The 25584-nt window shown below is 35.5% G+C and carries 31 protein-coding genes and 1 pseudogene; 28 read left to right on the top strand and 4 right to left on the bottom strand.

Annotation, left to right across the window (positions count from 1 at the left end; translation table 11 throughout):
- Positions 1-677: 677 nt before the first annotated feature.
- Together MHI53_RS20670 and MHI53_RS20665 are read left to right on the top strand one after the other, a co-directional pair.
- Complete coding sequence (locus MHI53_RS20670) at positions 678-1583, top strand: DUF1835 domain-containing protein (protein WP_061140971.1); 906 nt, start codon at positions 678-680, stop codon at positions 1581-1583.
- A gap of 122 nt (positions 1584-1705) precedes the next feature.
- Entirely contained in the window at positions 1706-2080 is a 375-nt protein-coding gene (locus MHI53_RS20665; protein WP_061140970.1) for a hypothetical protein, read from the top strand.
- Between the two features lie 242 nt (positions 2081-2322).
- Here the strand turns inward: MHI53_RS20665 and MHI53_RS20660 are convergent, their stop codons facing one another.
- Positions 2323-3720 (bottom strand): glycerophosphodiester phosphodiesterase family protein, encoded by a 1398-nt coding sequence (locus MHI53_RS20660; protein ID WP_061140969.1) that lies wholly within the window; start codon positions 3718-3720, stop codon positions 2323-2325.
- A gap of 467 nt (positions 3721-4187) precedes the next feature.
- On the opposite strand from MHI53_RS20660, the gene lepB reads away from it, so the two are divergent.
- The 10 genes and pseudogenes from lepB to MHI53_RS20610 all read left to right on the top strand — a co-directional run bounded on the left by lepB (position 4188) and on the right by MHI53_RS20610 (position 13139).
- Positions 4188-4736, top strand: a complete 549-nt coding sequence (gene lepB, locus MHI53_RS20655) for a signal peptidase I (RefSeq protein WP_100530989.1) — start codon at positions 4188-4190, stop codon at positions 4734-4736.
- Between the two features lie 259 nt (positions 4737-4995).
- Positions 4996-5730, top strand: a complete 735-nt coding sequence (locus tag MHI53_RS20650; protein ID WP_340372151.1) for a class I SAM-dependent methyltransferase — start codon at positions 4996-4998, stop codon at positions 5728-5730.
- A 54-nt stretch (positions 5731-5784) separates the two neighbouring features.
- The gene (locus MHI53_RS20645) at positions 5785-6252 is read left to right on the top strand and encodes a VOC family protein (protein ID WP_340372150.1); all 468 of its coding nucleotides are present in this window, start codon (positions 5785-5787) and stop codon (positions 6250-6252) included.
- A gap of 317 nt (positions 6253-6569) precedes the next feature.
- Positions 6570-7772, top strand: coding sequence for an IS110 family transposase (locus MHI53_RS20640; RefSeq protein ID WP_340372149.1), 1203 nt, complete (start codon positions 6570-6572; stop codon positions 7770-7772).
- A 477-nt stretch (positions 7773-8249) separates the two neighbouring features.
- Positions 8250-8669, top strand: a complete 420-nt coding sequence (locus MHI53_RS20635; RefSeq protein ID WP_340372148.1) for an SDR family oxidoreductase — start codon at positions 8250-8252, stop codon at positions 8667-8669.
- A 174-nt stretch (positions 8670-8843) separates the two neighbouring features.
- Positions 8844-9833: an aldo/keto reductase gene (locus MHI53_RS20630; RefSeq protein WP_340372147.1), complete on the top strand. Its 990-nt coding sequence runs from the start codon at positions 8844-8846 to the stop codon at positions 9831-9833.
- A 314-nt stretch (positions 9834-10147) separates the two neighbouring features.
- On the top strand, positions 10148-11275 hold the full coding sequence (locus MHI53_RS20625) for a sorbosone dehydrogenase family protein (protein ID WP_340372146.1): 1128 nt from the start codon (positions 10148-10150) through the stop codon (positions 11273-11275).
- Positions 11276-11967: 692 nt separating this feature from the next.
- Positions 11968-12486, top strand: coding sequence for a cupin domain-containing protein (locus MHI53_RS20620; protein WP_340372145.1), 519 nt, complete (start codon positions 11968-11970; stop codon positions 12484-12486).
- A 30-nt stretch (positions 12487-12516) separates the two neighbouring features.
- Positions 12517-12867 (top strand): annotated as a pseudogene (locus MHI53_RS20615) (carboxymuconolactone decarboxylase family protein); the annotation flags it as partial.
- Positions 12868-12887: 20 nt separating this feature from the next.
- Entirely contained in the window at positions 12888-13139 is a 252-nt protein-coding gene (locus MHI53_RS20610; protein ID WP_340372144.1) for a carboxymuconolactone decarboxylase family protein, read from the top strand.
- 372 nt (positions 13140-13511) lie between these two features.
- Here MHI53_RS20610 and MHI53_RS20605 read toward each other — a convergent pair whose 3' ends face one another.
- The gene (locus MHI53_RS20605) at positions 13512-14096 is read right to left on the bottom strand and encodes a TetR/AcrR family transcriptional regulator (RefSeq protein ID WP_340372143.1); all 585 of its coding nucleotides are present in this window, start codon (positions 14094-14096) and stop codon (positions 13512-13514) included.
- Between the two features lie 193 nt (positions 14097-14289).
- Between MHI53_RS20605 and MHI53_RS20600 the strand changes: the two genes are divergently transcribed.
- Positions 14290-15456, top strand: a complete 1167-nt coding sequence (locus MHI53_RS20600) for an MFS transporter (protein WP_340372142.1) — start codon at positions 14290-14292, stop codon at positions 15454-15456.
- Positions 15457-15676: 220 nt separating this feature from the next.
- On the opposite strand, the gene MHI53_RS20595 is transcribed toward MHI53_RS20600, so the two are convergent.
- Positions 15677-16216, bottom strand: coding sequence for a hypothetical protein (locus MHI53_RS20595; protein ID WP_340372141.1), 540 nt, complete (start codon positions 16214-16216; stop codon positions 15677-15679).
- 346 nt (positions 16217-16562) lie between these two features.
- Here MHI53_RS20595 and MHI53_RS20590 point away from each other — a divergent pair, with 346 nt between their 5' ends.
- The 5 genes from MHI53_RS20590 (at position 16563) to MHI53_RS20570 (ending at position 18627) form a co-directional block, all read left to right on the top strand.
- Positions 16563-16979, top strand: coding sequence for a MarR family transcriptional regulator (locus MHI53_RS20590; protein ID WP_340372140.1), 417 nt, complete (start codon positions 16563-16565; stop codon positions 16977-16979).
- Positions 16970-17323: a DUF3147 family protein gene (locus MHI53_RS20585; protein ID WP_340372139.1), complete on the top strand. Its 354-nt coding sequence runs from the start codon at positions 16970-16972 to the stop codon at positions 17321-17323. Before MHI53_RS20590 ends, MHI53_RS20585 begins: the two co-directional genes overlap by 10 nt.
- Positions 17324-17459: 136 nt before the next feature.
- Positions 17460-17630 carry a hypothetical protein gene (locus MHI53_RS20580; protein ID WP_340372138.1) on the top strand — a complete coding sequence of 57 codons (171 nt, stop codon included), beginning with the start codon at positions 17460-17462 and terminating at the stop codon, positions 17628-17630.
- A 168-nt stretch (positions 17631-17798) separates the two neighbouring features.
- Positions 17799-18221 carry a DUF4181 domain-containing protein gene (locus MHI53_RS20575; protein ID WP_340372137.1) on the top strand — a complete coding sequence of 141 codons (423 nt, stop codon included), beginning with the start codon at positions 17799-17801 and terminating at the stop codon, positions 18219-18221.
- A gap of 115 nt (positions 18222-18336) precedes the next feature.
- Positions 18337-18627 (top strand): RNA polymerase alpha subunit C-terminal domain-containing protein, encoded by a 291-nt coding sequence (locus MHI53_RS20570; protein ID WP_340373713.1) that lies wholly within the window; start codon positions 18337-18339, stop codon positions 18625-18627.
- A 168-nt stretch (positions 18628-18795) separates the two neighbouring features.
- Here MHI53_RS20570 and MHI53_RS20565 read toward each other — a convergent pair whose 3' ends face one another.
- A complete protein-coding gene (locus MHI53_RS20565) occupies positions 18796-19347 on the bottom strand; it encodes a helix-turn-helix domain-containing protein (RefSeq protein ID WP_061140967.1) in 552 nt (183 codons plus the stop codon).
- Between the two features lie 99 nt (positions 19348-19446).
- On the opposite strand from MHI53_RS20565, the gene MHI53_RS20560 reads away from it, so the two are divergent.
- The 10 genes from MHI53_RS20560 (at position 19447) to MHI53_RS20515 (ending at position 25491) form a co-directional block, all read left to right on the top strand.
- Positions 19447-20172: an AzlC family ABC transporter permease gene (locus tag MHI53_RS20560; RefSeq protein ID WP_340372136.1), complete on the top strand. Its 726-nt coding sequence runs from the start codon at positions 19447-19449 to the stop codon at positions 20170-20172.
- Complete coding sequence (locus tag MHI53_RS20555; protein WP_340372135.1) at positions 20169-20492, top strand: AzlD domain-containing protein; 324 nt, start codon at positions 20169-20171, stop codon at positions 20490-20492. The genes MHI53_RS20560 and MHI53_RS20555 overlap by 4 nt, the downstream gene beginning before the upstream one ends.
- A gap of 525 nt (positions 20493-21017) precedes the next feature.
- Positions 21018-21362, top strand: coding sequence for a hypothetical protein (locus MHI53_RS20550; protein ID WP_340372134.1), 345 nt, complete (start codon positions 21018-21020; stop codon positions 21360-21362).
- Positions 21363-21639: 277 nt separating this feature from the next.
- A complete protein-coding gene (locus MHI53_RS20545) occupies positions 21640-21927 on the top strand; it encodes a YesK family protein (protein ID WP_061140963.1) in 288 nt (95 codons plus the stop codon).
- A 198-nt stretch (positions 21928-22125) separates the two neighbouring features.
- The gene (locus MHI53_RS20540) at positions 22126-22590 is read left to right on the top strand and encodes a hypothetical protein (RefSeq protein ID WP_061140962.1); all 465 of its coding nucleotides are present in this window, start codon (positions 22126-22128) and stop codon (positions 22588-22590) included.
- 573 nt (positions 22591-23163) lie between these two features.
- Positions 23164-23601 carry a GNAT family N-acetyltransferase gene (locus MHI53_RS20535; protein WP_340372133.1) on the top strand — a complete coding sequence of 146 codons (438 nt, stop codon included), beginning with the start codon at positions 23164-23166 and terminating at the stop codon, positions 23599-23601.
- Positions 23602-23881: 280 nt separating this feature from the next.
- On the top strand, positions 23882-24436 hold the full coding sequence (locus MHI53_RS20530; RefSeq protein WP_340372132.1) for an alpha/beta hydrolase: 555 nt from the start codon (positions 23882-23884) through the stop codon (positions 24434-24436).
- Between the two features lie 23 nt (positions 24437-24459).
- Entirely contained in the window at positions 24460-24675 is a 216-nt protein-coding gene (locus MHI53_RS20525; RefSeq protein ID WP_340372131.1) for a hypothetical protein, read from the top strand.
- A 152-nt stretch (positions 24676-24827) separates the two neighbouring features.
- On the top strand, positions 24828-25022 hold the full coding sequence (locus MHI53_RS20520) for a DUF6366 family protein (protein WP_340372130.1): 195 nt from the start codon (positions 24828-24830) through the stop codon (positions 25020-25022).
- Between the two features lie 139 nt (positions 25023-25161).
- Complete coding sequence (locus MHI53_RS20515; RefSeq protein WP_340372129.1) at positions 25162-25491, top strand: hypothetical protein; 330 nt, start codon at positions 25162-25164, stop codon at positions 25489-25491.
- The last annotated feature ends 93 nt before the right edge of the window (positions 25492-25584 follow it).

Below are 25584 nucleotides of genomic sequence, written 5' to 3'. Positions count from 1 at the left end.
AGTATATGTCGTTAATAACAAAAGATCCGCCAAACTTAAAGGTGCATGGTACGAATAAACCAAAATGAAAAAAAGTAACTATTCTTGAGAACAATAGTTACATGTTGAGGACTTATTATATGTCAGGTTCAGTATATGAAACGAAATAAATTATGTTCCAATAAAAAAATATAGTTCGAATAAACAGTGTGGTAAGGCACAAACTGTAAAAAGATTTAGGGGAAATATACAAAAAAAGAGCCATTAAAGGAAAAGGCTCAAAGTTTAACTGCGCTAGATATTTGATCATAAACCCTAGATAGATGATTAATTAGTTGAATTAAATCGTCTTCATTGAAATCTTGTTCTTCGAGTTTTTGAAAATAATTGTCTATTGCTTTCTTAATAAAAGCATTCTTTTTATTAGTCAAATATCTCCTTTCAACATTGAGGATATAAAATACCTCAAATATTCTATGCACCAACCGTATCATTTTTATGCCCGAGTGTATATGGTAAGTACTTCTCATAAAGAAAGTTTGAAATATTTTACCGAACGGTCCGAATAAACTACGTGGAAACAAAAGCTTAATCATTTTCATTGGCTTTTATAACTAAAGGGGCACGTTAGTGAAAGAAGGTTATGGTAAACTTAACCTATGAAAAATATAAAAAAGGTAGTTTATATGAGACGAAAAATGAAAAAATCATCGATTCAAATTTCGAGAAATGAAGAGAAAAAAGAACATCTACAAACGGTACATATTGTATTTGGTGATTCGACTGCAGGTAGCTTAAAATTCGCATTTCGTAAAACTATTTATGCAAAAACAGAAGAAATCATAGTGTTACCCGATATTTTATCGGTTGGTCCAATTGAATCACTCCAAACAAAAGAAGGGATAGAAAATCGTTTTCAATGGTTTAAGGAAAACTATCGTGATGACTTCAAAACTGTTGAAGAATATAAACAGGGTATGTTAAAAGCAATCGAGAAAATAATAGCGATACCACCTTATCAAAAGGTGATTATTTGGACATGTGAGAATGCTGCTGAGCAAACAGGTCTGCGTATTGTCCTTTATTTATTGCAAAATAAAGTCAATAATGTGTTCGAACTCAATACGTTTACAGCTTTTCACGAATTCTTTACATACCCTTTGTTAGAAGAGGAACAGTTTCCTCGTTCATCAGGAGAATTGACTCCCGAAAAATTGCTTCAATTTTATGAACAATTTGAGCTTAGACCATTGAATTTTGCAAAACGTAATGCTCTCAGCGACGAAGGACAGAATTTAATGCTGATTGGAAATCATTTGAGAACATGGGAGCATGGTGAGCTTAGGGATTCAAATATTGAACGAGGTGATGATTTTATCATTCTTTGTGCAAAGAAATTACATAAAGAACAAGGTACATATGATTATATGAAGTCGGCACGTTTGATTGGTGAAGTCGTTGGTCATATGCAGCAATACACTGGAGATGTATGGATAGAATATCGACTCCGAAATTTAATTTCAAAAGAAATATTTGAATATCGAGGGGATTTAAGTGCAATGAGACTATACGAAGTAAAATTAAAAAAAGAGTTACTTCACTAACGGGTGCTTTAGCTGAAGATCGGAGCTGACAATAAGGCAGCTCTTTTCTTATGGAACAAAAGGGGCAGGTTAGCTCAACAAGAAAATGTTAAAATAGGGAGTTGAAAGGTGGTTGATGTTGAGTGTATGTATTCCCAGAAGAAAACGACTTTCTTTCGTTATTTGAGTGCGAACCTATATTATTTGATACCTCTGCGAAAGATTTACCATTTTATTATAATAAAGCAACATATCAATTTTCTAATGGGGAGGAAGACTTTATTGTTACACTTTCTCCATCTTACGGTGAAGTGAAAATACAAGTAACCCAACCGACTTCAAGTAAATTGTTATCACTTTTGGATTTAAAACGAGTTGATAAATTTGAGATTACAGCAGACAAAAAGGAACTTTCAAGTGTACTTTTAACAGTTCTGCATGAGGATTCCCAACAAACAATAGAAGTTGATTTTAAGCCGAAATTTAAACTGATTTTTAGAGAACATGATAGGCGGTAAAAACACAGTCTTGTTAAACTAACGGGTGCATTAGCTGATTAGGGAATACAAAAATGAGCAATCTTTATTAACAATGAATAATCCAATTAGATAATAGAAGGGCATGTTTTGATCAATCTTTTATCAAAACATGCCCTTCTATTTTTCTTTTATCAAGATCAAGCCTTGTTTCAAAGCTGCACCAAACTCGAAAATCCGAAGGAATTGCGCCTTCTAAAATTTAAGGGTGTTTCTAGCTACAGTTAATCCTGCAAATTAAATTGAATATAATCAAGGTTGTAGGAACCTGGGCTTGTGACCTTGACTGTAAATAGGTGAGTACCTTTCTTTAGGTAGCGGTACTCCAAATTCTGAAGCTGGAATGCACGTTTGTGAGTTGTATTTTTCAGCTCGGTCTCCCCGCTTGTTTTGCCAGCCCAATCCAAGGTGATGGCACCAGCCGGGGTAGCGGCTGCAGAAACTCTGCCGGAGATTTTATATGTTCCTGACTTCTTAATGTTCACTTCGTATTTCGCCCACTCACCTTCCATGTTATGGCTTACAGCAATGGCTCCATCGATTTCGCAAACATCGAGTGAATCTTGGTCGGCTGTATTGCAGCGGTTGGCGTCCTGATCAAAATACCCGGTACCTTGCCCACCGCCAAGATGCTCCTCAGCCTGAACCCGAACTGTACGGTTCCCGGTATCGTACTGCCAGTGTCGCATATTGCCTCCATGCCGCCAGTAATCGATCGCTTCAATATTGTCAGTCTGTATCATATTCACTCCAAGCTTTGTTACGGCCTTCCATCCCATATTTACATCTCTTAGTGAAGCCTCATCCGTGTATTTTGCAGCAAGGCCATTCCACATTACATTTGCTAAGACCCTGCTACTTTTCTTGATTTGTTTCAGCTTTTCTGGCTGAATCTGCGGATCTGCAAGATCTGCAAAAACAATTTCATAAGCGACCGGCTGACGCCCCGGGAACGTTCCTATAGAGTTGACGTTGTTATCAAGGATAATGTGCATATATAGGATTTCTGGATCTTTCTCCATAAATTTGGCTGCTTCTTCAACATTTGGACTGCCCTTAAACAGACCGTGATCTACTGTGTCGGTTTTAACGAGAACCTTGTACATTTCATCCCGTATCTCCCAGCCCTTGTCCAGGTTTACAATTGCCCGGTCCTTTGCTACAAGCATGACCTCTTCAAGCGTTGGAATTTTGTGCTTGGTGAGCGCTGCCGTTTTACCTCCGAGACCTTCCTTGAGGCGAAGTTTCTTAATTTGAGCCAGTGTGAAGTCAGAAACCTTTCCTTTGCCATTGGTAGTACGATCAACGGTCGTATCGTGCATTAATACAGGTACACCATCAGCGGTTAGCTGGACATCTATTTCCACAATATCGGTGCCGTCTTTAATGGCCTCATTGACTGCTGCAAGCGAGTTCTCTGGATATTCACGCCATTGGCCCCGATGAGCCAGGGTCATGAGTGGCGCATTTTTACCATGATTGAGCAGCTCTGCGTGAATCTGTTCAAAGGATTTGTGCTCTTGGACAGCAATCGGTTTAGAGGCCTTTGCTCCTGCTTCCTGTACCGGCATTAAGGCAGACGCTATGAACCCTAATAAAAATAACTTTTTTAGCTTCAGCATTGTTAAGGCTCCTTTCTACTTTTAATCAATGAAAGATTGGAATAATATTGTCAACCTCCCAACATCGTTACTGAACCTTTCCGTTTTTACAGTTTCATTATACTTTCACTCTGCAATTAAATATCATGATTATACAAATTTTTACAAGCTTTTACATAGGTTTTACAAAGTTATCAATCGCTATCCTTGCTGGACAAGTCAAAGGATTTCGGAAAACCGCGAGATGCTGCAAACACTATTGAATTTCTTTCAGAAGGGGGATGTAAAGGTACATTAAATGAAAAACGCTTTTGTTCTGGAAGCTTTTTGTCGTAATACATTTCAAGGATAGGTATCAGTTTGTGAAGGGGGGACTTAGACTAAAGGGGCATAATAGCTGTAGAAGAACTATGAACCAAATTTTGTAATATCCCATGATGTAGGATAGAATTAATATATTAAAACAAGATTATTTTTGGAGGGAAACCATGAAAGAAAGTACAAAAAAAGAAGTTTATTCTTGGGTAAAATCAATTGTTTTTGCATTCATCTTCGTTTTTATTTGTAGACAGCTTCTTTTTACACCTACAACTGTATTGGGAGCATCCATGTCGCCTACCTTTCATGACCAAGATAGAGTGGTTGTAAGTAAAACGACTGAAATACAACGGTCTGATGTGATTGTATTCCATGCACCAGATGTTGATGGTAAAGACTATATTAAGAGGGTAATAGGTCTTCCTGGAGATAGTATTGATATGAAAGATGATGTGCTCTATATTAATGGAAAAGCCGTAGAGGAACCGTATTTAAATGCAAATAAAGAAGATAATCCTTTTAATAAACTGACAGAGGACTTTTCATTGCAAGAAAAAACTGGAGAGTCCCAAGTTCCTAAAAACATGTTATTTGTGATGGGGGATAATCGTTTAAATAGTAAGGATAGCAGGATTTTCGGATTTATTTCCTACGACTCGATTGTTGGAGAAGTGAAATTTCGATTTTATCCATTACAAGAAATCGGCATACCTAAATAGTTGCCAAGGCAATCTTTCATAATGAACTATCGGGTGCTTTACTTCATTACCAGGAGCTGATCAGCAGCTCCTTTTCTTATGGAACTATCGGGGCAGGATAGTTCATTAAGAATACATGTTTTCTTGGAAATAATTGTTATAATGAAGTGGGATATTCGTTAGGAAGGTTGCTGTTCAAGGTGGAGTATAGTTATGAAATCTAAAAAGACAGTATTGATTAATTTCATACTTGGAGTGGGTATTTGTTGGAGGGGATATAATGGAGTACAGGGGTGCATCAGCTTACAACGATGATGAATTTTTCAAGAATTATATAACCAGGAGAAATCGTGAGGAAAGTCCAAACAATATTATTGAAAAACCTATATTGCTTGAACTTATTGGTAATGTAGAAGGAAAAAAGGTGTTAGATTTAGGTTGTGGTGACGCTAAATTTGGATCTGAACTTCTAAAAAAAGGGTGTATTTCATATGACGGAGTAGAAGGATCAGAAAATATGGTAAGAGAAGCTACTAAAAATCTTAATGGCACAGAGGGGCAAGTGCATCTCGCTTCAATGGAAACGTGGAATTTTGAAGCAGATAATTATGATCTTGTTGTTTCACGGTTAGCCCTTCATTATTTAGAGGAATTAAAAGTTTTATTTAAAAAAGTTCATAAATCACTAACAGATAACGGGAAATTTATATTTAGTGTTCAACATCCTGTTTTAACCTCATCAACCAAGAGCGCTGCGGCTTCTTCCTCAAAAACTGATTGGATAGTAGACGATTATTTTAATAGTGGCGTAAGGATAGAACCTTGGATTGATAAGAAGGTTGTTAAATATCACCGAACGATTGAAGAATATTATCAACTTTTAAAACAAGCTGGATTCATGATTGAAGATATGAGAGAAGGCACCCCAAGACCTGAGAAAATTAAAAGTGAAAGTGAATATAACCGAAGAATGAGAATTCCTCTTTTCTTAATGTTTTCTTGTAAGGGAGATTAGCTTTTGAAGCGACTAAGGTTTTATTACATATATTGTTTAGAGGAGTTGGATAATATGATTAAAGGTTTATATGAGGTACATCTGCCAGTTCATGATTTACAACGTTCGATGGAGTTTTATAAAAACCTTGGATTGCAATTGGCTTGCGAATACGACGACATTGCCTTTTTTTGGATTGTACCAAACAAAACATGGCTAGGACTTTGGAAAACTGATATTTCTAAAGATAGGGAACCTGCCAGTTTTCCAGGTAATGGTCGGCATTTAGCTTTTGAAGTTGATTTCGAGGATATTAAGAAAGCAAGTGTATGGCTTACTGAAAGAGGGGTTACCCTTCGTTCTCATGGTGGATTGGAACCGTTGGAACCAATAGCTAGACCGCATCAGCAGAATGTATCGATTTATTTTGATGATCCTGATGGAAACGCTTTAGAATTTATGTGTAAATTGCCTGATGGTACTCCGAATGAACCAAGTAAAATGATGTATTTGAGCCAACTTGAAAAACTTATCCAAAAATAATTCAATAACCTTACCTTATTCCGTTAAAGGGTGCGATTCTTTAATTTTCTAATAGAACTAACGGGTGCGTTCGTATTATAAGGTCGACCAGTAAAAATTACTGGTTGACCTTTTTTTAATAGAATCTATTATATCAGTAGCCAGGGTAGGACGTACGGGTGCGTGGGACTTGATCCCGTGAACTAAACTGTCCGCCCCCTACTTGTAGAAACATGTTTGAGGCTGGTTGGGACGCAGATCTCGTATAACAAGCGAAGCTATGACACTACATGGAGAGGACTAGGGGTACTGGTTAGTAAGTAGAGGAGGAAAAAACAATGAATCCAGTTGTTGGTCTGGATGTGGCAAAAGGAGAGAGCCAAGTTCAGGCATTTTTAGATCAATCTAAACCGTATGGGAAGAGCTTTTCAATGAAGCATATCAAAGAGGAGTTAGATCATTTTTTAGAATTTCTAAAAGAAATGGAAGAGGTGACAGGGCAGATGCCTATGGTCATTTTAGAATCTACAGGGCATTACCATTCTCCTGTTATTCAATACCTGGAGGAACAAGGGATTCCATATATCTTACTAAATCCGATTATTTCTTATCAGGCAAAGAAGTCCAGCTTACGGAAGGTAAAAACGGACGCTATCGATGCGTACCAGTTGTGTGTGCTGTATTACAAAGAGGATTTAGAACCTCATAAAGTTAGAGGAATTCAGCTATTAGACCTTCGGAATTTGTCCAGACAACAGGAAATCGTAACGAATATGTATGTGGAAGCTAAACTTCAGTTTCACACCATTTTAGATCAAGTGTTTCCTGAATACCGGAAGGTTTTTGGGGATCTATATTCAAGGGTTTCCTTATTGATATTAAAGGAATATCCCACTTCAGAGGCGGTATTAGCAGCCGGAGAAAGTAAACTAGCAGAGAGTGTTATAGAGTTCTGTCCTAGCCGATCGGGTCAATGGGCATGGGAAAAAGCAAAAAAAATAATGGACTCCGCGTCTCGAAATCCATTTCAAATAAACGTGTATCAAAGTCACGTAATCAATCTTCGTATGTATATTGAGTTGCTTTTTCATTACCAGGGACACCTCTCTGAGTTGGAAGATCGTATAGTGGCCCTGGCAAATGAACTGGAAGAATATAAGATCATCCAATCGATTCCCGGTATCGGAGAAAAAATCGCAGCCACGATTATCTCTGAGATTGGTGAAATCGATCGGTTTAATCACCCGAAAAAACTAGTTGCCTTCGCTGGAGTAGATCCAAGTGTTCACTCATCGGGTAAGTTTACGGCAACCATTAATCGTATTACTAAAAGAGGTTCGAGCAGACTACGTCATTCTCTGTATCTTGCCGTACTATGTGGCATAAGAAGTTCAAGGAACAAAAAGCTTAAAGCCTTCTATGATAAGAAAAAATCAGAAGGAAAACCAGCCAAAGTGTCAATCGTTGCCTGTATGAATAAGTTGCTTCATTGGATTTACGCTTTATTAAAGAGAAAAGAAGCATTCCTAGATTTAGCCTGATTAACGATTTTGTGAAACAGAGAAAAATCCTTCCAAAAGGGTTTTGGAGGGTTATTTGTCATGAACAAAAATAGTATATCATAAGGGAAATGAAAATTTTAGAGAAAGATATTGACTTCCTATTAGCTGGTTAGTTCAGAGTACATATTATACATGACTAATATGTACTCTCCTTTATTTAATAAGGTTTTTTATAATTAGGTCTTGATAAATAATGAGGTCAAGTTTTTTCAACATCAGTTCGATAACAGCTTTTTAGGCTTCTTGACTTTTAGATATTATTCTATCCATTGTCATTAAATTATTACCAATATTTATTAAAAAATAATAAACATTTCCTATGGATTTGTTGAATAATCAACAGAAAGCTTTCATTTAACCATTGTAAGCATTTTATTTATTTTTATAATTATAGACAGATGTTGATTAATTATTAAAAAAATTCTTGCTGAAAATATAGTTTACGAGTGGGATAAGATGATTGATGTCAACATCAAAGGTATTTTTTATGCCATCGCTGCTATCGTTCTATTTATGAGAGAACGTAAATCAGGTCACGTAATAAATCTTTCTTCGGTAGCTGGACATAACATCTACCCTGGTGGAACGGTTTATTGTGGCACTAAATTTGCAGTAAGAGCAATCTCAGAAGGTTTACGTCAAGAAGAAGCGATGAATGGCACCAATATCCGTGTGACCAATATTTCTCCTGGGTCTGTCAGCAGTGAATTATTAGAAACTACAACAGACCCAACGATGAAGGCAGGATTGGAGGAATTTTACAAAATTGCAATTGATGCTGAAAACATTGCACGTGCGATTTCATTTGTGATTGAACAACCATCTGATGTAGCCATTAATGAGATGATTATTCGTCCTAAAAAACAAGAAGGTTAGAAAATCAATATTTTTAAATTGGTTTACGCGTAATTTTGAGGGAACATTCGAAGGTAAGTCAAACATGTATCAATTGGATTGAGGAATGAAAGATCTAAGAAGTAGAAAAGCTCCTCTAGTTGTTTTTAATACACATTCTGGATAAGAATTTTAAAAAATAAAGGAGATAAAAATATGAAGAAAAGAATTTTGGGGAAAAACGGATTGGAAACATCTGCTATTGGATTTGGTTGCATGGGATTGAACTACCATAGAGGACCAGCAAAAGATCGAAATGAAATGATTTCAGTTGTTCACTCAGCGATTGATTCAGGAATTACGTTGTTTGATACGGCGGAAGTTTACGGACCTTATACGAATGAAGAATTAGTAGGGGATGCCATAGTAGACCGCAGAGATAAAGTGCAAATTGCAACAAAAGGGGGATTTAAAATCGATGGCGTTACCAACACTAACACACCCGATAGCCGTCCAGAAACGCTACGTCATTCATTAGATGGCTCTCTAAAACGTTTAAAAACAGATTATATTGATTTGTATTATATCCACCGTATTGATCAAAATGTACCAATTGAAGAGGTCGCGCAAACAATTCAAAAATTTAAAAAAGAAGGTAAAATAAAACATTGGGGTCTATCAGAAGCCGGTGCTGAAACTATACGTAGAGCTCATTCTATAGAACCATTAGCTGCTGTTGAAAATGAATATTCCATGTGGTGGCGCGAACCCGAAAAGGCAATATTCCCGGTTTTAGAAGAACTAGAAATAGCTCTTGTCGCTTACAGCCCCTTAGGCCGTGGTTTTTTAACAGGAAAACTCGATAAAAATATGTCTTTTAGTGAAAATGATAACAGAGGAGAATTACCTAGGTTTACTAAAGAAGCTTTAGAAGCCAATCAGGTAATTCTTGATTTTATTGAACAAATAGCCAAAGAAAAGAACGCTACCCCAGCTCAGATTGCGTTAGCTTGGCTATTGAGACAAAGACCTTGGATTCTTCCTATTCCTGGAACTACAAAAATTGAGCGAATTAAAGAAAATAAAATCTCCGCGGAGATTTTATTTTCAATCGATGAAATGCAACAGATTAATGAAGTCCTAGATAATATTAAAATTGTAGGAGATCGTTATCCAGAATCCGAGAAAAATAAAACTGGAAAATAACTCTGCATCAATTAATAGAAGAAATTTCAATATTGAAATGTTTCTTTTTAAATACAACTATTCACAAAAAAGAATCCATTTTAAATTATCTTTTTTTAAAATGGATTCTTTTCTGCCGTAAAATATGGGTTTGTTGAACAATATCAATTAAAATTCATTTTAAAACTACATTAGAGAAACCTGAAGAATATGTCTACAAGAAATGTTTACAACAGCTAATAATGAAACTAATTCAATCATTTTTTATAATACTGCTTAGAATCTATTAAAAGAATTACTAACAGATAAACTTCTAGATTGGAGATAACAATACAGTGAAACATTTATTCTATTTTTTTATTTCCATACTTGTATTAACAGGTTGTCTGAGTGAAACAAAGGAACCCAATAGAACTGATTCAACAGGAGAAGACACTTCTGAAGTTACGGAAACAGAAAATAACAATACAGAATCCCGATTCATAGGTATGTCAACGAGAGACTGGAAGGTAGAAGAGCTAGCTGATAATTTGCATTATCCATGGGATATAAAAGTGATGGATAATTTCATTGTTATTCCGGAGGTTGTTGGAACGATTGCCGTGATGGAGGATGGTCAACTTAAAAGGTATGATGTCCAAACGTCTGATCCTATAGTACAGGAGGGGGGAAGTGGCTTACTCGGCATAGCTCTTGCAGATGATTTTTCAGATAGTGGAGTAGCATATTTATATCACACGTACCGGACAGATTCAGGATTGGCCAATAAGGTTATACAGATGGTATATGACGGTGACTCCTGGAAGGAAACAAATGTACTACTTGATGCAATTCCAGGTCATGAGCTATACAACGGAGGTAGAATCGCCATTGGTCCTGATGGATATTTGTATGTTGCAACAGGCTGGGCTCATGAAGAGGAATTTGCACAAGATATTGATAATTTAGGTGGGAAAATTTTAAGAATGAATGTAGATGGTTCAATTCCAGAGGATAATCCATTCCCTGAATCGTATGTGTATTCATATGGGCATCGTAATCCTCAGGGATTAACATGGAATGATGATGGAACTATTATGTACAGCTCGGAGCATGGCGAATCTGCTCATGATGAGATTAATATCATTAAGCCTGGAAAAAATTATGGATGGCCAGTTATAACGGGCGATGAGGAACAAGAAGGGATGGAAAAGCCCTACCATCACTCAGGAACCGATACATGGGCACCTTCAGGAATTACATTTTTTGATAATCATTTATTTGTAGCAGGTTTAAAAGGACAAAGCTTGTATGTTTTTAATGAAACAGAAAAGTCTTTGGATGTAGTATTTACTTCGAATGAAAGATTGAGAAATGTTTACCCATTTGAAGGATATTTGTATCTGATTACAACCAATACTTCGCCGAGGGCAGATAATCCCGGAAATGATGATCGTTTGTTAAGGCTAAGTCCCCGTCAATAAAAAAATCAATTTCTTCAGCCTGAAAATGCAAACATAGAAAGAGAAGTTATATGGGAATGAACATAGGGAGTGTCGAATGGTTGGCATTTTGGGGGAGTTATCTTGGAGGGAAAGCAACATTAATAGCTGTGTGCTTTACTTTAAGACAAAATGAATAGTTTTTATACAGAACCAAGAAAAACCTAAACTTTCAAGAAGAACGTTCTAGAATAGCTCTCATGCCCTATATAGACGTTAGGGTTTTCGTTGATAAAGAGTTTCACGAGTAAGGCTAAGGCCGAACCTTTATGGTTCAGGCCTATTTTTTGTTAGCACCTACAATAAATAATTTAAGGATCTCTTGGAGATAGCCTTTTATGACACCTTGTTAGTGCCTAAAAATCTATTTTGTTAAATCATTGAAATTTAAGGGTGTGGAAATTTTCCTTTTGTTCATTCCACAAAATTTTGAAAACTAACTCAATGAATTAAAAAAATGACAATTCCACTTAAAAGTTTATTTTTCTAACTGAAATGAACGGCTTAAAGAATATTCTGAAAAATATGAACGATTTTGAATAAATTGTTCAATAAACAACAAATGGCATTAATTTGATCATTGAAAGCACCCTGTTTTTTTTCATACTTATAAACAGTTGTTAATTTTCCAATCGACATTGATTATTCAAATCAAAATTTAGAAAGGGGAACAAATGAAAAAGAAAATTACAACAATGATTTTGTCACTTTCGCTGCTTTCTGTAGGGAGTTTCTTTGCAGGACAGGCACTGGCCGCAGATGCAAAAGAAAATTCACAAACAATTACTAGAGATGGTTATCAGACTTCCTCCAAGGGATCGGCGGAATTTTTTACCGGCAATGTACGAATTGATTCCTTATTCTCTGAAAATGATTCGGCACCCTATACTGGTGGTTACGTAACGTTCCAGCCAAGTGCCCGTTCCGCATGGCATACCCATCCGGCAGGACAAAGACTGATTGTTACAGAAGGAGTTGGCTGGGTACAGGAGTGGGGTGGACCGATTGAGAAAATCCGGGAAGGCGATGTGGTCTGGTGTCCGCCCGGTGTCAAGCATTGGCATGGTGCCACACCAACTACTTCAATGACACATATTGCTCTCACAGGAATGCTCGAGGGCAATAACGTTGAATGGTTAGAGAAGGTTAGTGATGAGCAATACGATACGAAAACTGAAAAATCAAAAAAATAAAAAAAGAAAAATAAAACACAAGCCCTAACTGCTAAACAAGAAAATATCGTGACGATTGCATCATTTACTGCCAGTGGGGACATGCCAAAGTTGAATAATGCCTTGTACGAAGGTTTGGGAGCTGGTTTGACTGTCAATGAAATCAAGGAAGTCCTCGTACAGATGTATGCTTATGCAGGGTTCCCAAGGAGCTTGAATGGGCTCAACACTTTTATGGGCGTCATGGAAGAAAGGGAAGACAAAGGTATCAAGGACGTGATTGGTAAGGAAGCAAGCCCATTGCCTGTCAACAAAAGTAGCTTTGAACTTGGAACGGAAATCCAGACCAGCCTGGTTGGAACACCTGTTACAGGGGGGTATATAAATTCACCCCTGCTATAGATCAGTTTTTGAAAGGACATTTGTTCGGTGACATTTTCGGACGTGACAACCTGGATTACCAGAGTAGGGAGTTAGCAACCATTGCAGCCCTAGCGAATATGGAGGGAGTCAACTCCCAACTGGAGGCCCATTTTACCATAGGATTTAATACAGGTCTTACTGATGATCAAATGAAGAGCCTGATATCAGTCCTTAAATCCGAAGTTGGCAAGAAAGAAGCTAAAAATGCTGATAAAGTATTAGAGAAGGTTCTAAGCAACAGGGAAAAATAAGATTATTTGCTGAACTAAGTATAAATACGGGTTGAAGTTAATCTGAGCATTATATCCGTCCAATTCAGAGAAGTTTACCTCAGTGTAAGGCAAATAGAATGCTCGGTTACCAATACTCTTTCGTTGTTGCCAAGGAGAAAAACAACGAAAAGAGTGTATACCTATGGCCCTGTGGAGGTAATGATAAAATGGTGATTTCAGGATAACGAGTGATCCATTAGGATAACTATCAACAGAAGATGCGTTATCAGATAATTTCATTTTATAATTCCCATCACTCTACAAAATGACTACTCATTATGAAGTGTCCTTGTCAATTAGACGTAATAATTAAGCACCACAACCTGAGTCTTGTATAGTTCTGAACTCAGGTTATTTAATTTCTTTTGGAAACGTTGATAAATTATCATAGATTCCGTCTATCAGAATCCCCAGCTGTACTGCAATAACACGAGGCGGACAAGGCATCTCTTTTGTAATCCACCATTCCACCATTCCTACAAAAGCTGTCACAATAAACTGAAGTAAAACCTCTTCATTCACTTCTGGATTTAACTCTTTTGACATGTCAATATCATTTTTGATTTCTTCGATGAGCAGCTCTAGGAACCGACTGCGAAAATAAGAGGCTTTACTGCTTGCAAACAACGTTGAAAAGAATGAATAGTTGCTCTCAAAGTATTTGAACCATTCTACATTTGAATCTACAAAATCTAAATCCATTTCTACTGCAGATTCGCACATTCTCCTTAATTCATTAATATGTTCATCAATGATTTTATCCAGTAAATCAAACTTATCCATGTAATGAAGGTAAATGGTTCCTCGATTAACATTTGCCTTGTCAGCAATATCTTGAATGGTAATATCATCAAAATTTTTTTCAGACATCAGTTCGATAATAGCTTTTTTGATAGCTTCTTGGCTTTTGGTTATTCTTCTATCCACTTTAGACATTATTAGGTCACCAACCTTTCCTAAATATAATCAACAATCTTTATTCATTTGTTGAATAAACAACAAATAGCTTTCATTTAACAATTGAAATAATCCTTTTTCTTTTTATAATTATAGACAGATGTTGATTAATCAATCAATATAGAGTTTTTAAAGTTTTAACATTAAGTAATGAAGGTAGGTGACGAATTTTATGGCTAAACGAAACAATTTGCTTTTATTAATATTGACCATAGGTGTTTTCGGTATCTTGAATACGGAAATGGGGATCGTTGGGATATTGCCTTCGATTGCTGATTACTTTCATGTAAGTATACCTAAAGCAGGGTTGCTAGTGAGTCTTTTTGCACTTGCTGTTGCAATCTCTGGTCCAATTATGCCGTTATTGTTCTCTGGAATAAATCGCAAGAAGGTAATGTTATTTGTGTTAGGTGTTTTCATTATAGGTAACATTGTTTCCATGTTTACATCGAGCTTTATAATTTTATTAATTGCTCGTGTAATTCCAGCCTTTTTTCATCCTGTTTATGTCTCAATAGCTTTGACAGCAGCTGCAGCCTCAGTTAGTGAGGAAGAAGCTCCAAAAGCTACTGCTAAAGTGTTTATGGGCGTAACGGGCGGAATGGTGCTTGGTGCACCAGTCTCTAGTTTTATCGCTAATACAACTTCGCTTGAAATGGCCATGTTATTCTTTACGATTGTAAATGCTATAGCATTCATTGCGTTATTCCTATTTGTACCATCTATGCCTGTTAAGGAAAGACTCTCTTATGGTTCTCAATTGAGTGTATTGAAAAAACCAATTATTTGGCTATCTATTGTTGCTGTCATTTTTATTAATGCAGCGATGTACGGAGTTAGTAGTTACCTTGCTGAGTATCTTGTAACCATTACGAATATACCTGGTAAAACGATTGGTTTAATGTTATTCATATTCGGTGGGGCAAGTATAATAGGAAACATCATTGCAGGGAAGTTGCTTACTAATAATGCCTTAAAATCTGTAGCATCTTTTCCATTCGTATTAGGAGCCGTTTACATCTTAGTATTCTTAATGGGACAGTTCACTGGACCCATGGCGTTAATACTTTTTATTTTTGGTATACTAGTGGCTTTAGGAAATAATATTAGTCAATATTGGATTACGTCTGCAGCACCAGAAGCTCCTGAATTCTCAAATGGATTGTTTTTAGCATCTGGAAACTTAGGGGTAACAACCGGCACGTCTGTAGGTGGATTAGTTATATCAGGAATGGGTATACAGAACATCGTATTAGGCGGATTCCTATTTCTGATATTGAGTTTAGTATTTATTTTACTGAGATACCACAAAGAAAAAGAACTTACTGGCGCCCAGTAAGTTCTTTCAGACTGTAGACAAACTCGATTTTTATCGAGTTTGTCTACAGTCTGAAGCGAAGGGATAATCCCTTCGCTTTTTATTGTATATATTACTAGAATAGATGTCGCTTTATAAATCCACAATAAGCAGCTAAAAGGAACTTCCAGCCGAAGATCCTTTTTTAGTTAAAATCGCCCTTTAAATTATTTTAAGGAAGAGGGAAATATCCTTCTGCCTATTATCGTATGAATATTGATCCACCAGTCCATGTTATGTAGAGGCTTCCACTTATAACTTTAACTTTATAATCACTATAACGAGCATGTTCACTCAATCCTTGATTTCCACTTTGGACTGAATCTTTCACATAAATTAATGAATTCAAAGAACTGTAAAAGGTATACTTACTTTCATACTCATCTTTTGGCCATTGAAATGGTTCCTTTTCATGTATAACATAAGGGGAAGAAAGGTATTTAGCACTTTTAATAAAAGTATAGTTTTCGGATAAAATGGAAAACGACCCTAATAAGTAAAGAAAATTAGCAAAAACAACTATATTAAACAAAGTACTTTCTTTCTTTTTATTAAGCTTAATCTTTTTCAATAGTATAGAAATAGAAACAGGCATAGTAATTAAACCAATTAATGCAATCCATTTATCAAAAGGTTCGCCATTCACCCATATTAGTATTCCCATTAATCTCAATAGAACAAAGAGTAACACAAAAGCCGTCAATAATGATGATAGGCCGATGATAAACTTCTTAAACTTCAACGATTTCACCTCTTCGGAATTCTACCATTTTTCTGGTTTTCAGTAAATATAAAGAAAAGACTAAACCCACGTTAAGTAAAATCAGCAGATATGTGTACTTGGATAAAACCGAATGAATTACCATCAAGATAACGTAGCCCTGATTGGTTCCTTTACTAATAGTTTGTGATAAATGCACTTAAACTACGGGTGCTTTAATAAATGAGGGAGTTGCTTTGGAAGCTCTTCTTCTTATGTCACTAATGGGCAGGGTAGCATAATTAAATTATAAAACCAAAAACAACTCTTTATTTTGCATCTTAAAATACGATATAATCGTATTTAACGATATAAAGGGGTGTTATTTGTGAACAGTAAAGTTTCACTATTAAACCAATATTGGACGGATATTTATTTTCATTTACATTATCTCCATAAAGAAAAGATCTCACATCAAGTGGTCCGTATTCTTCAACTTATAGATAAACAGGAACAAATAGGAGTAAATGGGGTCGCTTCATTCATACAAGTCTCTCATAATACTGCCTCGGAACACGTTAAAAGAATGATTGAAAAGAACTATGTAATAAAGGGGAGAGATCCTCTTGATGATAGAAAAGTAATTCTTCGTCTAACCGATTTTGGTAAAGAAGTTTTACATAGAAATACGAGTCTAGATGAAGAAAAATTAGAACAGGTGTTGAGTCAACTAAGTGACGATGAAAAAAATTTAGTAGAACAAGCCCTAAAGGTCTTAAGTGAGCGAGCAAAACAATGTATGTAATAACGAAAATTATTGCTTCAGCAATCGTTATTGGTGTGGTTACGGAAATTTCAAGAAGATTTCCTTCATATGGAGGAATACTTGCTGCGCTTCCATTGGTTAGTTTACTTAGCATAATATGGCTGTATGTCCAAGGGGAACAAACCGCCACATTAAGCAAGTTTGCATTAGGGGTACTTTGGGGATTTCCTGCAACTGCAGTTTTGTTAGTGATCGTTTATATAGCTTTACAAAACTCCGTTCAATTATTTATATCCATTGGTTTAGGAGTATGTGGCTGGTTGATATTTTTATTGGTTCAAGATCTTGTTCTAAAATACGTCAGAGTTCTTTTCTTCAACTAACAGATGCATTAGCTTAAGATTGGAGGTATTTTTTTAGTAGTGTTTTATGTAACTAACGGGCATTATAGCTGGATTCATTCTTTATTTTATCGAATAGATTATAGATAGGATAAAATAAAGTAGTGAAAGAATGATAATGAATACATCTGAATTAGTTGATAATGAAACAACACATTCAGAGGATATGAATACATTTGAAACGCTCTTCGGGGATGTAAAAGGGAATTCAAGTTATGAAGCCTTGTCGGGATCTCATACTTTTAAATGGGAAGATAGCAGAGGAAATGGGTTATCAAAAGTATTTTGACAAATGGAAAGTGCAAAGATTGTTTAACTACCGGGTGCATTAGCTAAAAGAAGGATTGTTCAACAATCTGGGCATTTTATTGAAAACAGGTCTTGTTTAAAATGAGTGTATTTGAAATAATTGGAATCTGATAAAAGAAAAAGTTTTTTGGTAGGTGGTGATTCGTTCGTGGAGAGTGTTTTCGTAAAGTTAATTTTATTGTTATCTATTTTTGGACTTTTTCTCTTTTTCATTAATAAAGTTTTGAGAAAATGGCTTAATGTTAAAAAGAAAGAATTGTTTTCCTATGGCCATGTAAATGATAAACACAAAAAAATTGATTGGACAATTAGAATCATTTTTATTGTCTTTTCGTTTATCGGTTTTTTAACTAACGTCAAACGTGAACCTTTAGAGCATATTTGGTATTTGGAAACGCATATCCTCTTGTTTGTTTTTATAATTGCATCTGAAACAACTAGAGTGATTATGGAGAAGAAATATGCAGAAAACAGAAATGATTATATTTTTTCAACTATTCAATTAGTGATAATATCAATATTTTTACTTTTAATGTTTACGACTGATTTTTTTGGATTGTTGAAATGGTAAAAAATCTATCTTCAGCAATCGGGCACGATTCTTATACATAGTTTTTGTCGGGAATGTATAACTAATATATATATTATGTAAAAATGGAATACAGATATTGTTTGGAGGGATTATTCTGACAGTAGAAAAAAATTTAAGGGTTTGTGAAAAGGGACATAAGTATTACAAAAGTAGTGACTGTCCAAGTTGTCCTACATGTGATAATGAGAATAAGCCTAAAAGTGGCTTCCTCTCGAAACTCAGTTCACCTGCAAGAAATGCATTGGTTCACGAAGGGATCGACACGTTGAAAGAACTATCAAAGCACACGGAAAAAGAAATTTTAAAAATTCACGGTATTGGCCCAGCTTCCTTACCAACTTTGAGAACTTCATTAGAAGAAGAAGGGTTATCATTTAAAGAATAAAGAATTATGACGTACATTACTTGACGAACATGTGCGTTAGGTGAAGATCGGAGCTGTCTTTAAGGCAGCTTTTTTCTTATGGAACTAACGGGGCAGGTTAGTTTAATAAAAGTTGCGTATTGTTTACGCAACTTTTATTAAATTAAATCTAGAAAATAGACATAGATATTAGTCGGGATAAGAGATAATTAAATAGAATCTAACCAGTTCATCAGAAGAGTTTATATAAATGTGTTCAGTATTTGCGTTAAATTTAATAGTCTCATCAGTGTTTAATTCAAACTTCTCACCTTGAACATCGAGTGTAAGTGTACCGCGTTGTATAAGTAAATATTCCTCACCTAAATGCTTTTCGGATATATGACTAAAACCAGGTTTTAGGTCTACAGTGAAAATTTCAAACTTTTTTTCTGGATGAAATGGGAAAACGGAATATACAAGATAATTTCCATCATCATCAAGCAATGGGTTCAGTTGATTGATGTTTATTTTTTCAATTTGTGGCTTATCAGTTTCCTTTAAAAAAGCAGAAAAAGATACTTGTAACCCATTTGCAATTTTCCAGAGAGTGGTGACAGTCGGATTTGATTTTCCATTTTCAATTTGAGCTAACATTGCTTTACTAACTCCAGTCAGTTCTGCTACCTTATCTAAACTCAATCCTCGCGTTTTTCTCATTTGGGCAAGGTTATTAGCTATAACCTCTTGAATGAATTCCATAAAAAATCTCCTTGACTCTTTTTTATGTTTATTATAACATACAAACATATAACATAACAGACATACATTTAACATAACAGACTAAAAGGTGGTGCAACTATGAATGAATTAGCAAACGAAATAAATAGCGAAGAAACTCTCCCTACATTTTCTCAAGGAGTAAAAGATTGTATTCCTACTTTAATTGGTTATATCAGCATTGGAATTGCTGCGGGGATTGTTGGAGCTTCATCAAATCTAAGTCTTTTCGAAGTAACTCTTTTATCGGCATTAGTTTATGCTGGTGCATCTCAATTTATTATTTGTGCACTGTTAGTATCAGGAAGTCCTATTTCAGTCATTTTATTTACAACTTTCATAGTGAATTTGCGGAATTTTTTATTAAGTATGACATTGGCTCCCCACTTTACAAAATATTCTTTAATGAAAAATATCGGTATTGGAGCTCTTGTAACAGATGAGTCATTTGGTGTAGCCGTTAATAAAATTGCTAAAAAAGAAATTATGAGTGCTCAATGGATGAATGGACTGAATGTAACGGCTTATATATTCTGGATTTTATCTTGTATGTTGGGCGCTATCTTTGGTAAATGGATTTCAAATCCAGAAGCATTTGGATTAGATTTCTCTTTAACAGCTATGTTTTTGGCATTACTTGTTTTGCAATTACAAAATATTGATCAAGGTAGATTGAAGTTTTATCTATCATTAATTGTTTATGTAGTTTTATTGATGCTGGTACTATGTATGCTTGTTCCATCTTATATTGCAATTATCTTATCGACAATAATCGTTGCAACGATTGGAGTGGTAAAAGACAAATGAGTATTAATTTATCCGTTTTATTAGTCATTTTAGGGTGTGCTATTGTAACCTTTATTCCGAGAATTATTCCATTTATAGTTATAAGAAATATTGAGCTCCCGAAAATTGTGGTCAAATGGCTTTCATTTATCCCTATTTGTATTTTTGCTGCACTAATCGTTGATAGCTTCATCATTGAAGATGAATCATTACTATCGGTTGATTGGAGCGTTCTTGCTGGTATAATACCTACTCTTATTGTAGCCATATGGACGAAGAGTTTGTCCGTTACAGTTTTAGTGGGCATAGTGTGTATGGCTACTCTTAGGTTTTTGTTTTAAAAAAGCCAACGATTGTGAAAAAATGCACTTAAACTCCCATGAAAATTAAAAAACCTCAAAACCTAGAAAAAAACACAACAAAATAGACCCAGTAAAAACGCTTTTAAAAAAAAGGCTGAGCCTTATGAGTGATCTGATTGGTTTGGTAAATCGTTAAACAAAAAACCTCCAAATATAGAAAAATAAGTAGAGGCTAGCGCGACGACCAAAAAAGGATTAATCTCCCATGAGTGCTACCCATAAAGGGCGCGACAGTCGGTGGTACACCGTGGTCGTCGGAGTCAGACTAACGGATGGGCTCAAAGGCACCATAGTTCAACGACCTTCTTCGCCAGCCATTAAAACATTATCGACATAGAGACCAATTTTCATTCTCTGTGGTGAAGCGCTGATTTTTGCTAACGGGTGCTTTACTTCAATAGATAGGTTGCTGAGGCAGCTCTTTTTGTTATGGAACTATCGGGGCAGGATAGTTCATTAAGACGATTGGAAAATGAAGTATAATTTAAAAAGTGAAATTAAGAAATGAGTGATGATGAAGTGGATTATAATGAATTGATGCAAGGGAAAGGATTTATTTATTTGGAAGAAATATTTGAACCCAAAGAAAATTCATTACGATTGCTTATTAATAGAAGCAGGCTCAACAACGATTTACCTATGGTGCAATTAGAATTTGAATCCTATATTTCATATTCTGTTATTGATGAATGTTTTTCATATTCTATAGATAATTCTGAAATATCAAAGGGAGAGCTATTTAGGATATATACCAAGTCAAGGTACTTGGATTTAACAAAATTAGCCACGAATGAACGAGAAGATATATGTCCTTCTGAAAATACGTTCATTATCAGTTTTCCTGCTTAAATCACACGATTGATGTCATTTCTTGTGAAGAACCAAAAATAACCGTGGTATCAGGATAAACTGATTTATTTGAATCCTTTTCTTGTTGAACTACCGAGTGCGGTTGCTGCGGTAACCTTTTCTAATGGAACTAAAGGGGCAGGATAGTTCAACAAGCATAGTGTACTCGTACTGTGACAATACAAAATAATGAGAATAGAATAATTGTTATTGGTATAACCAATTGTATTTTTATGGTAAAATTAGTTATTAACCTAATTACCAAAGAGGTGATTTAATGGATTTTTTATTCTCTTCTTATTCAAGTTACGTTATTACCTTTATTCTTCTAGTTACTTTTGTAATAGCCCTTACAAAGAACAAAAAAAGATTAGCCATTGCTTGTCCACTTATTTTCATACTTTTAGGTATTATTAATCTCGTATCTGGCCTTTTAATTGTAGGAGGTTTTGAAGGAATGGCTGTTTCGATTTCTGGTTTTGTTTATTTGGGACTGGGAGCAATTACACAACTTATAAACAGTCTATTTATTTTTTATAGGACAAAAGATACTCATAAATTTTAGACGGTAAATCCGTCTTTTTTTATGTCGTAGTTTGTGTCAACTCTGCGATAAGTCTTAATGAACTAACGGGTGCGTTTGCTGAAGATCAAAGTTGTCATTATGGCAGCTTTTTCGTTATGCAACTAACGGGGCAGGTTAGTTCTATAAGAAATTTTAAGTTGATAACCGAATAAAGGGGTATCAGGAGATTTTGAAGAAGTGGGTGTCGAAATGCTGCAACAGATTAAAATACAGAATTGGTTATTAGAAGTTGATATTGATAAGACCCGAGAATTTTATAAAAAAGGTATAGAGGTATGTAGTTGTCTATACTGCAACAATTTTGTGGCTGCTTGTAAGTATATAGATACTTCCGTAGCAAATATATTCAGTAGACTAGGCATTGATCCTACTAAACCAGGACACCTCTCTGATTATCCTACAAATGAATGCGGAATACGTGCATACATAGGTATTTATCATTTAGTTGGTAGAGTGTTGGAAGGAGAATTGTGTACAACGTCTACTTGGAATGATACTAATACAGTTCGTATAAAGAACTTTACAATAGGTTTTTCTTACGACCTAGAGTTTGTACCAGAATGCTTCCCGAATCCTGTCGTGCAGTTGGAATTTGGGGCTGATATCTCTTGGGTACTTGATGAAAAGCCCGATGAATGTTAAGTGAAATAACTAACAGGTGCGATAGCTGGAGAAAAGAGCTGTCTTAAAGGCAGCTCTTTCTTATGGAACGATTGGGGGCAGGATAGTAAGATAAAAATATTAAAACAATAATATAGAATCAATACTTATTGGTAGGTGAAAACAGTGTATTTTAAGGCATTTTTTAAAAAGAAAAAAATAGATTTAATTATTTTTGCATTCGCTATGATTTTAGGATGGATTTCAAGTTATATACTTATTAAAGGACCAGCATCCTGGGGAGGTCCTGTTGGTGTAATAATCGCTTATTTAATAAGGTTCTTTTGGGAATATAGGAAATTTAAAATAGATACTAAAGAATCAAATAAATTTTCACATAGTAGACGGAGTTTTTAATAATATTAAGAACTTCGTTTCTTGTTTTACCAACTTTCTCATTGTGACTAAATACACTTAAACAAACGGGTGCATTAGCTGAAGATCGGAGCTGTCATTAAGGCAGCTCTTTTCTTATGGAACTAAAGGGGCAGTTTAGTTGAATAAGAAAATATGATAGACTTAATTTAAAAAAAATTCAAAAAAGGAGTTTTAACTTTGAATACTTTAACAATAAAAGAACTTAAATTACGTAATGAGATAATTGAAGCATTTCCGATAATGAAGCAGTTACGAACTCATCTTGACGAAGGTACTTATCTTGAATTAGTAATGGAAGCACAAGAAGTAGATAGATATAAAATGTTGGCTTTATTTGATGATGAGAAAATTGTGGCGGTTACCGGTTTTAAGGCAATGACAACACTGTATTATGGAAGATTTGTTTGGGTTTGTGATTTGGTTACGGACATTAATATACGGTCAAAAGGATATGGTGAAAAGCTACTAACATATGTTCATGAATGGGCAAAAGAAAATAAGTATGAAAGTGTTGCCCTATCTTCAGGGTTACAGCGTACAGATGCACACCGTTTTTATGAAGATAAAATGAATTATGACAAAGTAAGTTATGTGTTTAAAACACCTTTAAAATAAGTATAAACTACGGGTGCGTTAGCTAAAGATCAGAGCTGTCTTTAAGGCAGCTATTTTCTTATGGAACTAAAGGGTGCTTTAGCTGAAGATCTGAGCTGTCTTTTAGGGCAGCCTTTTCTTAATGAACTAAAGGGGCAGGTTAGTTGAACAAAATATAAAGACTTATAAAGCTAACAAGTACCATACTTCAAGAAGGAAGTGTGGTTATTCTTATTGAAGTAAAGGAGTGGCATGGTTTAGAAGGGAAATAAAGGTACTTAATAGTGAATGGGGTTTTTACATGACAGAAGTTTTTCATATACCATATGGGGATCACCCATCCCAATTCGGTGTATTGCGTATGCCAGGGGTGTCTGGACTTAGTCCAGTAGTTATTACGATTCATGGTGGTTTTTGGCAATCAAAATATGGACTTGAAGAAAATGACCCACTTGATGAAGATTTGACTCGTCGTGGTTATGCTACTTGGAATATTGAGTATCGAAGAGTCGGAGAAGATGGCGGAGGTTGGACAGGAACATTTATTGATGTTATAGATGCTGTAAATCACCTGCCCCAGCTTAAGGAACGCTTTCCACTCGATCTCTCTCGAGTGGTTATCCTTGGGCATTCAGCAGGGGGACACTTGGCTCTCTGGTTGGCATCCCGAATTAACAATGTTCAAACGGACGAGATCGGTAGTACTCTGCTTGTACCTATACAGAGTGTGATAAGTTTGGCAGGGGTTTCGGATCTGAGGAAGATGTGGGATATCCATGAAGAACAAGGTGGGGTTAGTCACGTAGCTTCTTTTATTGGTGGATCACCTCATGAAGTATCTATCGTTATAGGTTAGCTTCACCGATAGAATTGTTGCCTTTGAATGTCGAGCAAATTTTAATTCATGGTAAATTAGACCGCCATGTACCAGTTGATTTGAGTGTTGAGTATCACCGTAGGGCTATTGAACAAGGCGATAAAGTTCGTTTGGTAGTGCTTCCAGAGGTGGAACATTTTATGATTATCGATCCGTCATCATCGGCATGGAAGGCAGTGACTGATTCACTGGAAACTTCAAAAAGAAGTTCCCGTTAAAGAACTAACGGGTGCTTTAGCTTAGGATCAGAGCTGCCTTTAAGGCAGCCTTTTTTTATGGAACTAAAGGGGCAGGATAGTTCAATAAGGATAATGGTTATTTGTGGTAAAATTCAGAGGAGATGATTGTTTAATTTACAGGGGGGGTTCAAATGAGTGAAGATAAAGAAACACCTGAAAGAAGAAGAGAAAGACTAAGACAAGAAGAACTAAAAAGGAATCCTGGTGGGAGTCTTCACGGTGGAGGCCTTCCAGATTTTGTAGGCAGTATGGGATGGAAAAGTACAGGAATTCTTATTCTTATAATCATAATTGGCTTTATTTTTGTATCAATCTTCTTCAAGTAACGGGTGCTTTACTTCAATAACAGGGGTTGCTGCGGCAGCCTTTTTCTTATGGCACTATCGGGGCAGGTTAATTGCATAAGGTTATATTTGCATTAAGATAGAATATAAGTGAAAAAGTTAAAAAATAAGGGGTGTTTTTTTGGCGAAAAATATTGGGAATTCAGATAATTTTAAACAAGTAGTAAAGAGAATTTGTAAAATTAACAATATTCCCCCCCAGAAACCTAAATTTGAAGTTATCGATAACTTAATGGTTATTAGTATAAAGAACCATTTAAAAGATGGAGTAGACTTAGATTGTTTTAATATTCTAAATCTGATTTACCGAATAATTGGACCTTTAGGGATAAGATTCAATCAACAAATGTACCTCTATCCAAATTCGGAAAGACTGGCTAGAGTAACTGTATCTTTTAAAAAAGAAGATTATGATGATTTAAATATCAAAATGAAAGAATTTTGTGAATAAATTTACTTAAGCTAACCGGTGCGTTAGCTGAAGATCGAGCTGTCTTTAAGGCAGCTCTTTTCTTATGGAACTAAAGGGGCAGGCTAGTTCAAC

This window comes from Peribacillus sp. FSL E2-0218 (assembly GCF_037992945.1).
Lineage (GTDB): Bacteria > Bacillota > Bacilli > Bacillales > DSM-1321 > Peribacillus > Peribacillus simplex_B.
Note: the sequence above shows the minus strand (reverse complement) of the source record. Positions and strands in the feature narration are given on the sequence as shown.

Excerpts from the sequence above, each read along its gene's own strand:
- MHI53_RS20605 (WP_340372143.1), bottom strand. The coding sequence starts at position 14,096 with ATGTCTAAAGTGGATAGAAGAATAACCAAAAGCCAAGAAGCTATCAAA.
- MHI53_RS20635 (WP_340372148.1), top strand. The coding sequence starts at position 8,250 with ATGATTGATGTCAACATCAAAGGTATTTTTTATGCCATCGCTGCTATC.
- MHI53_RS20530 (WP_340372132.1), top strand. The coding sequence starts at position 23,882 with ATGACAGAAGTTTTTCATATACCATATGGGGATCACCCATCCCAATTC.
- MHI53_RS20520 (WP_340372130.1), top strand. The coding sequence starts at position 24,828 with ATGAGTGAAGATAAAGAAACACCTGAAAGAAGAAGAGAAAGACTAAGA.
- MHI53_RS20645 (WP_340372150.1), top strand. The coding sequence starts at position 5,785 with ATGATTAAAGGTTTATATGAGGTACATCTGCCAGTTCATGATTTACAA.
- MHI53_RS20640 (WP_340372149.1), top strand. The coding sequence starts at position 6,570 with ATGAATCCAGTTGTTGGTCTGGATGTGGCAAAAGGAGAGAGCCAAGTT.
- MHI53_RS20585 (WP_340372139.1), top strand. The coding sequence starts at position 16,970 with ATGTATGTAATAACGAAAATTATTGCTTCAGCAATCGTTATTGGTGTG.
- MHI53_RS20650 (WP_340372151.1), top strand. The coding sequence starts at position 4,996 with ATGGAGTACAGGGGTGCATCAGCTTACAACGATGATGAATTTTTCAAG.
- MHI53_RS20630 (WP_340372147.1), top strand. The coding sequence starts at position 8,844 with ATGAAGAAAAGAATTTTGGGGAAAAACGGATTGGAAACATCTGCTATT.
- MHI53_RS20560 (WP_340372136.1), top strand. The coding sequence starts at position 19,447 with ATGAATGAATTAGCAAACGAAATAAATAGCGAAGAAACTCTCCCTACA.
- MHI53_RS20550 (WP_340372134.1), top strand. The coding sequence starts at position 21,018 with ATGAGTGATGATGAAGTGGATTATAATGAATTGATGCAAGGGAAAGGA.
- MHI53_RS20580 (WP_340372138.1), top strand. The coding sequence starts at position 17,460 with ATGAATACATCTGAATTAGTTGATAATGAAACAACACATTCAGAGGAT.
- MHI53_RS20600 (WP_340372142.1), top strand. The coding sequence starts at position 14,290 with ATGGCTAAACGAAACAATTTGCTTTTATTAATATTGACCATAGGTGTT.
- MHI53_RS20545 (WP_061140963.1), top strand. The coding sequence starts at position 21,640 with ATGGATTTTTTATTCTCTTCTTATTCAAGTTACGTTATTACCTTTATT.
- MHI53_RS20565 (WP_061140967.1), bottom strand. The coding sequence starts at position 19,347 with ATGGAATTCATTCAAGAGGTTATAGCTAATAACCTTGCCCAAATGAGA.
- MHI53_RS20670 (WP_061140971.1), top strand. The coding sequence starts at position 678 with ATGAAAAAATCATCGATTCAAATTTCGAGAAATGAAGAGAAAAAAGAA.
- MHI53_RS20620 (WP_340372145.1), top strand. The coding sequence starts at position 11,968 with ATGAAAAAGAAAATTACAACAATGATTTTGTCACTTTCGCTGCTTTCT.
- MHI53_RS20555 (WP_340372135.1), top strand. The coding sequence starts at position 20,169 with ATGAGTATTAATTTATCCGTTTTATTAGTCATTTTAGGGTGTGCTATT.
- lepB (WP_100530989.1), top strand. The coding sequence starts at position 4,188 with ATGAAAGAAAGTACAAAAAAAGAAGTTTATTCTTGGGTAAAATCAATT.
- MHI53_RS20660 (WP_061140969.1), bottom strand. The coding sequence starts at position 3,720 with ATGCTGAAGCTAAAAAAGTTATTTTTATTAGGGTTCATAGCGTCTGCC.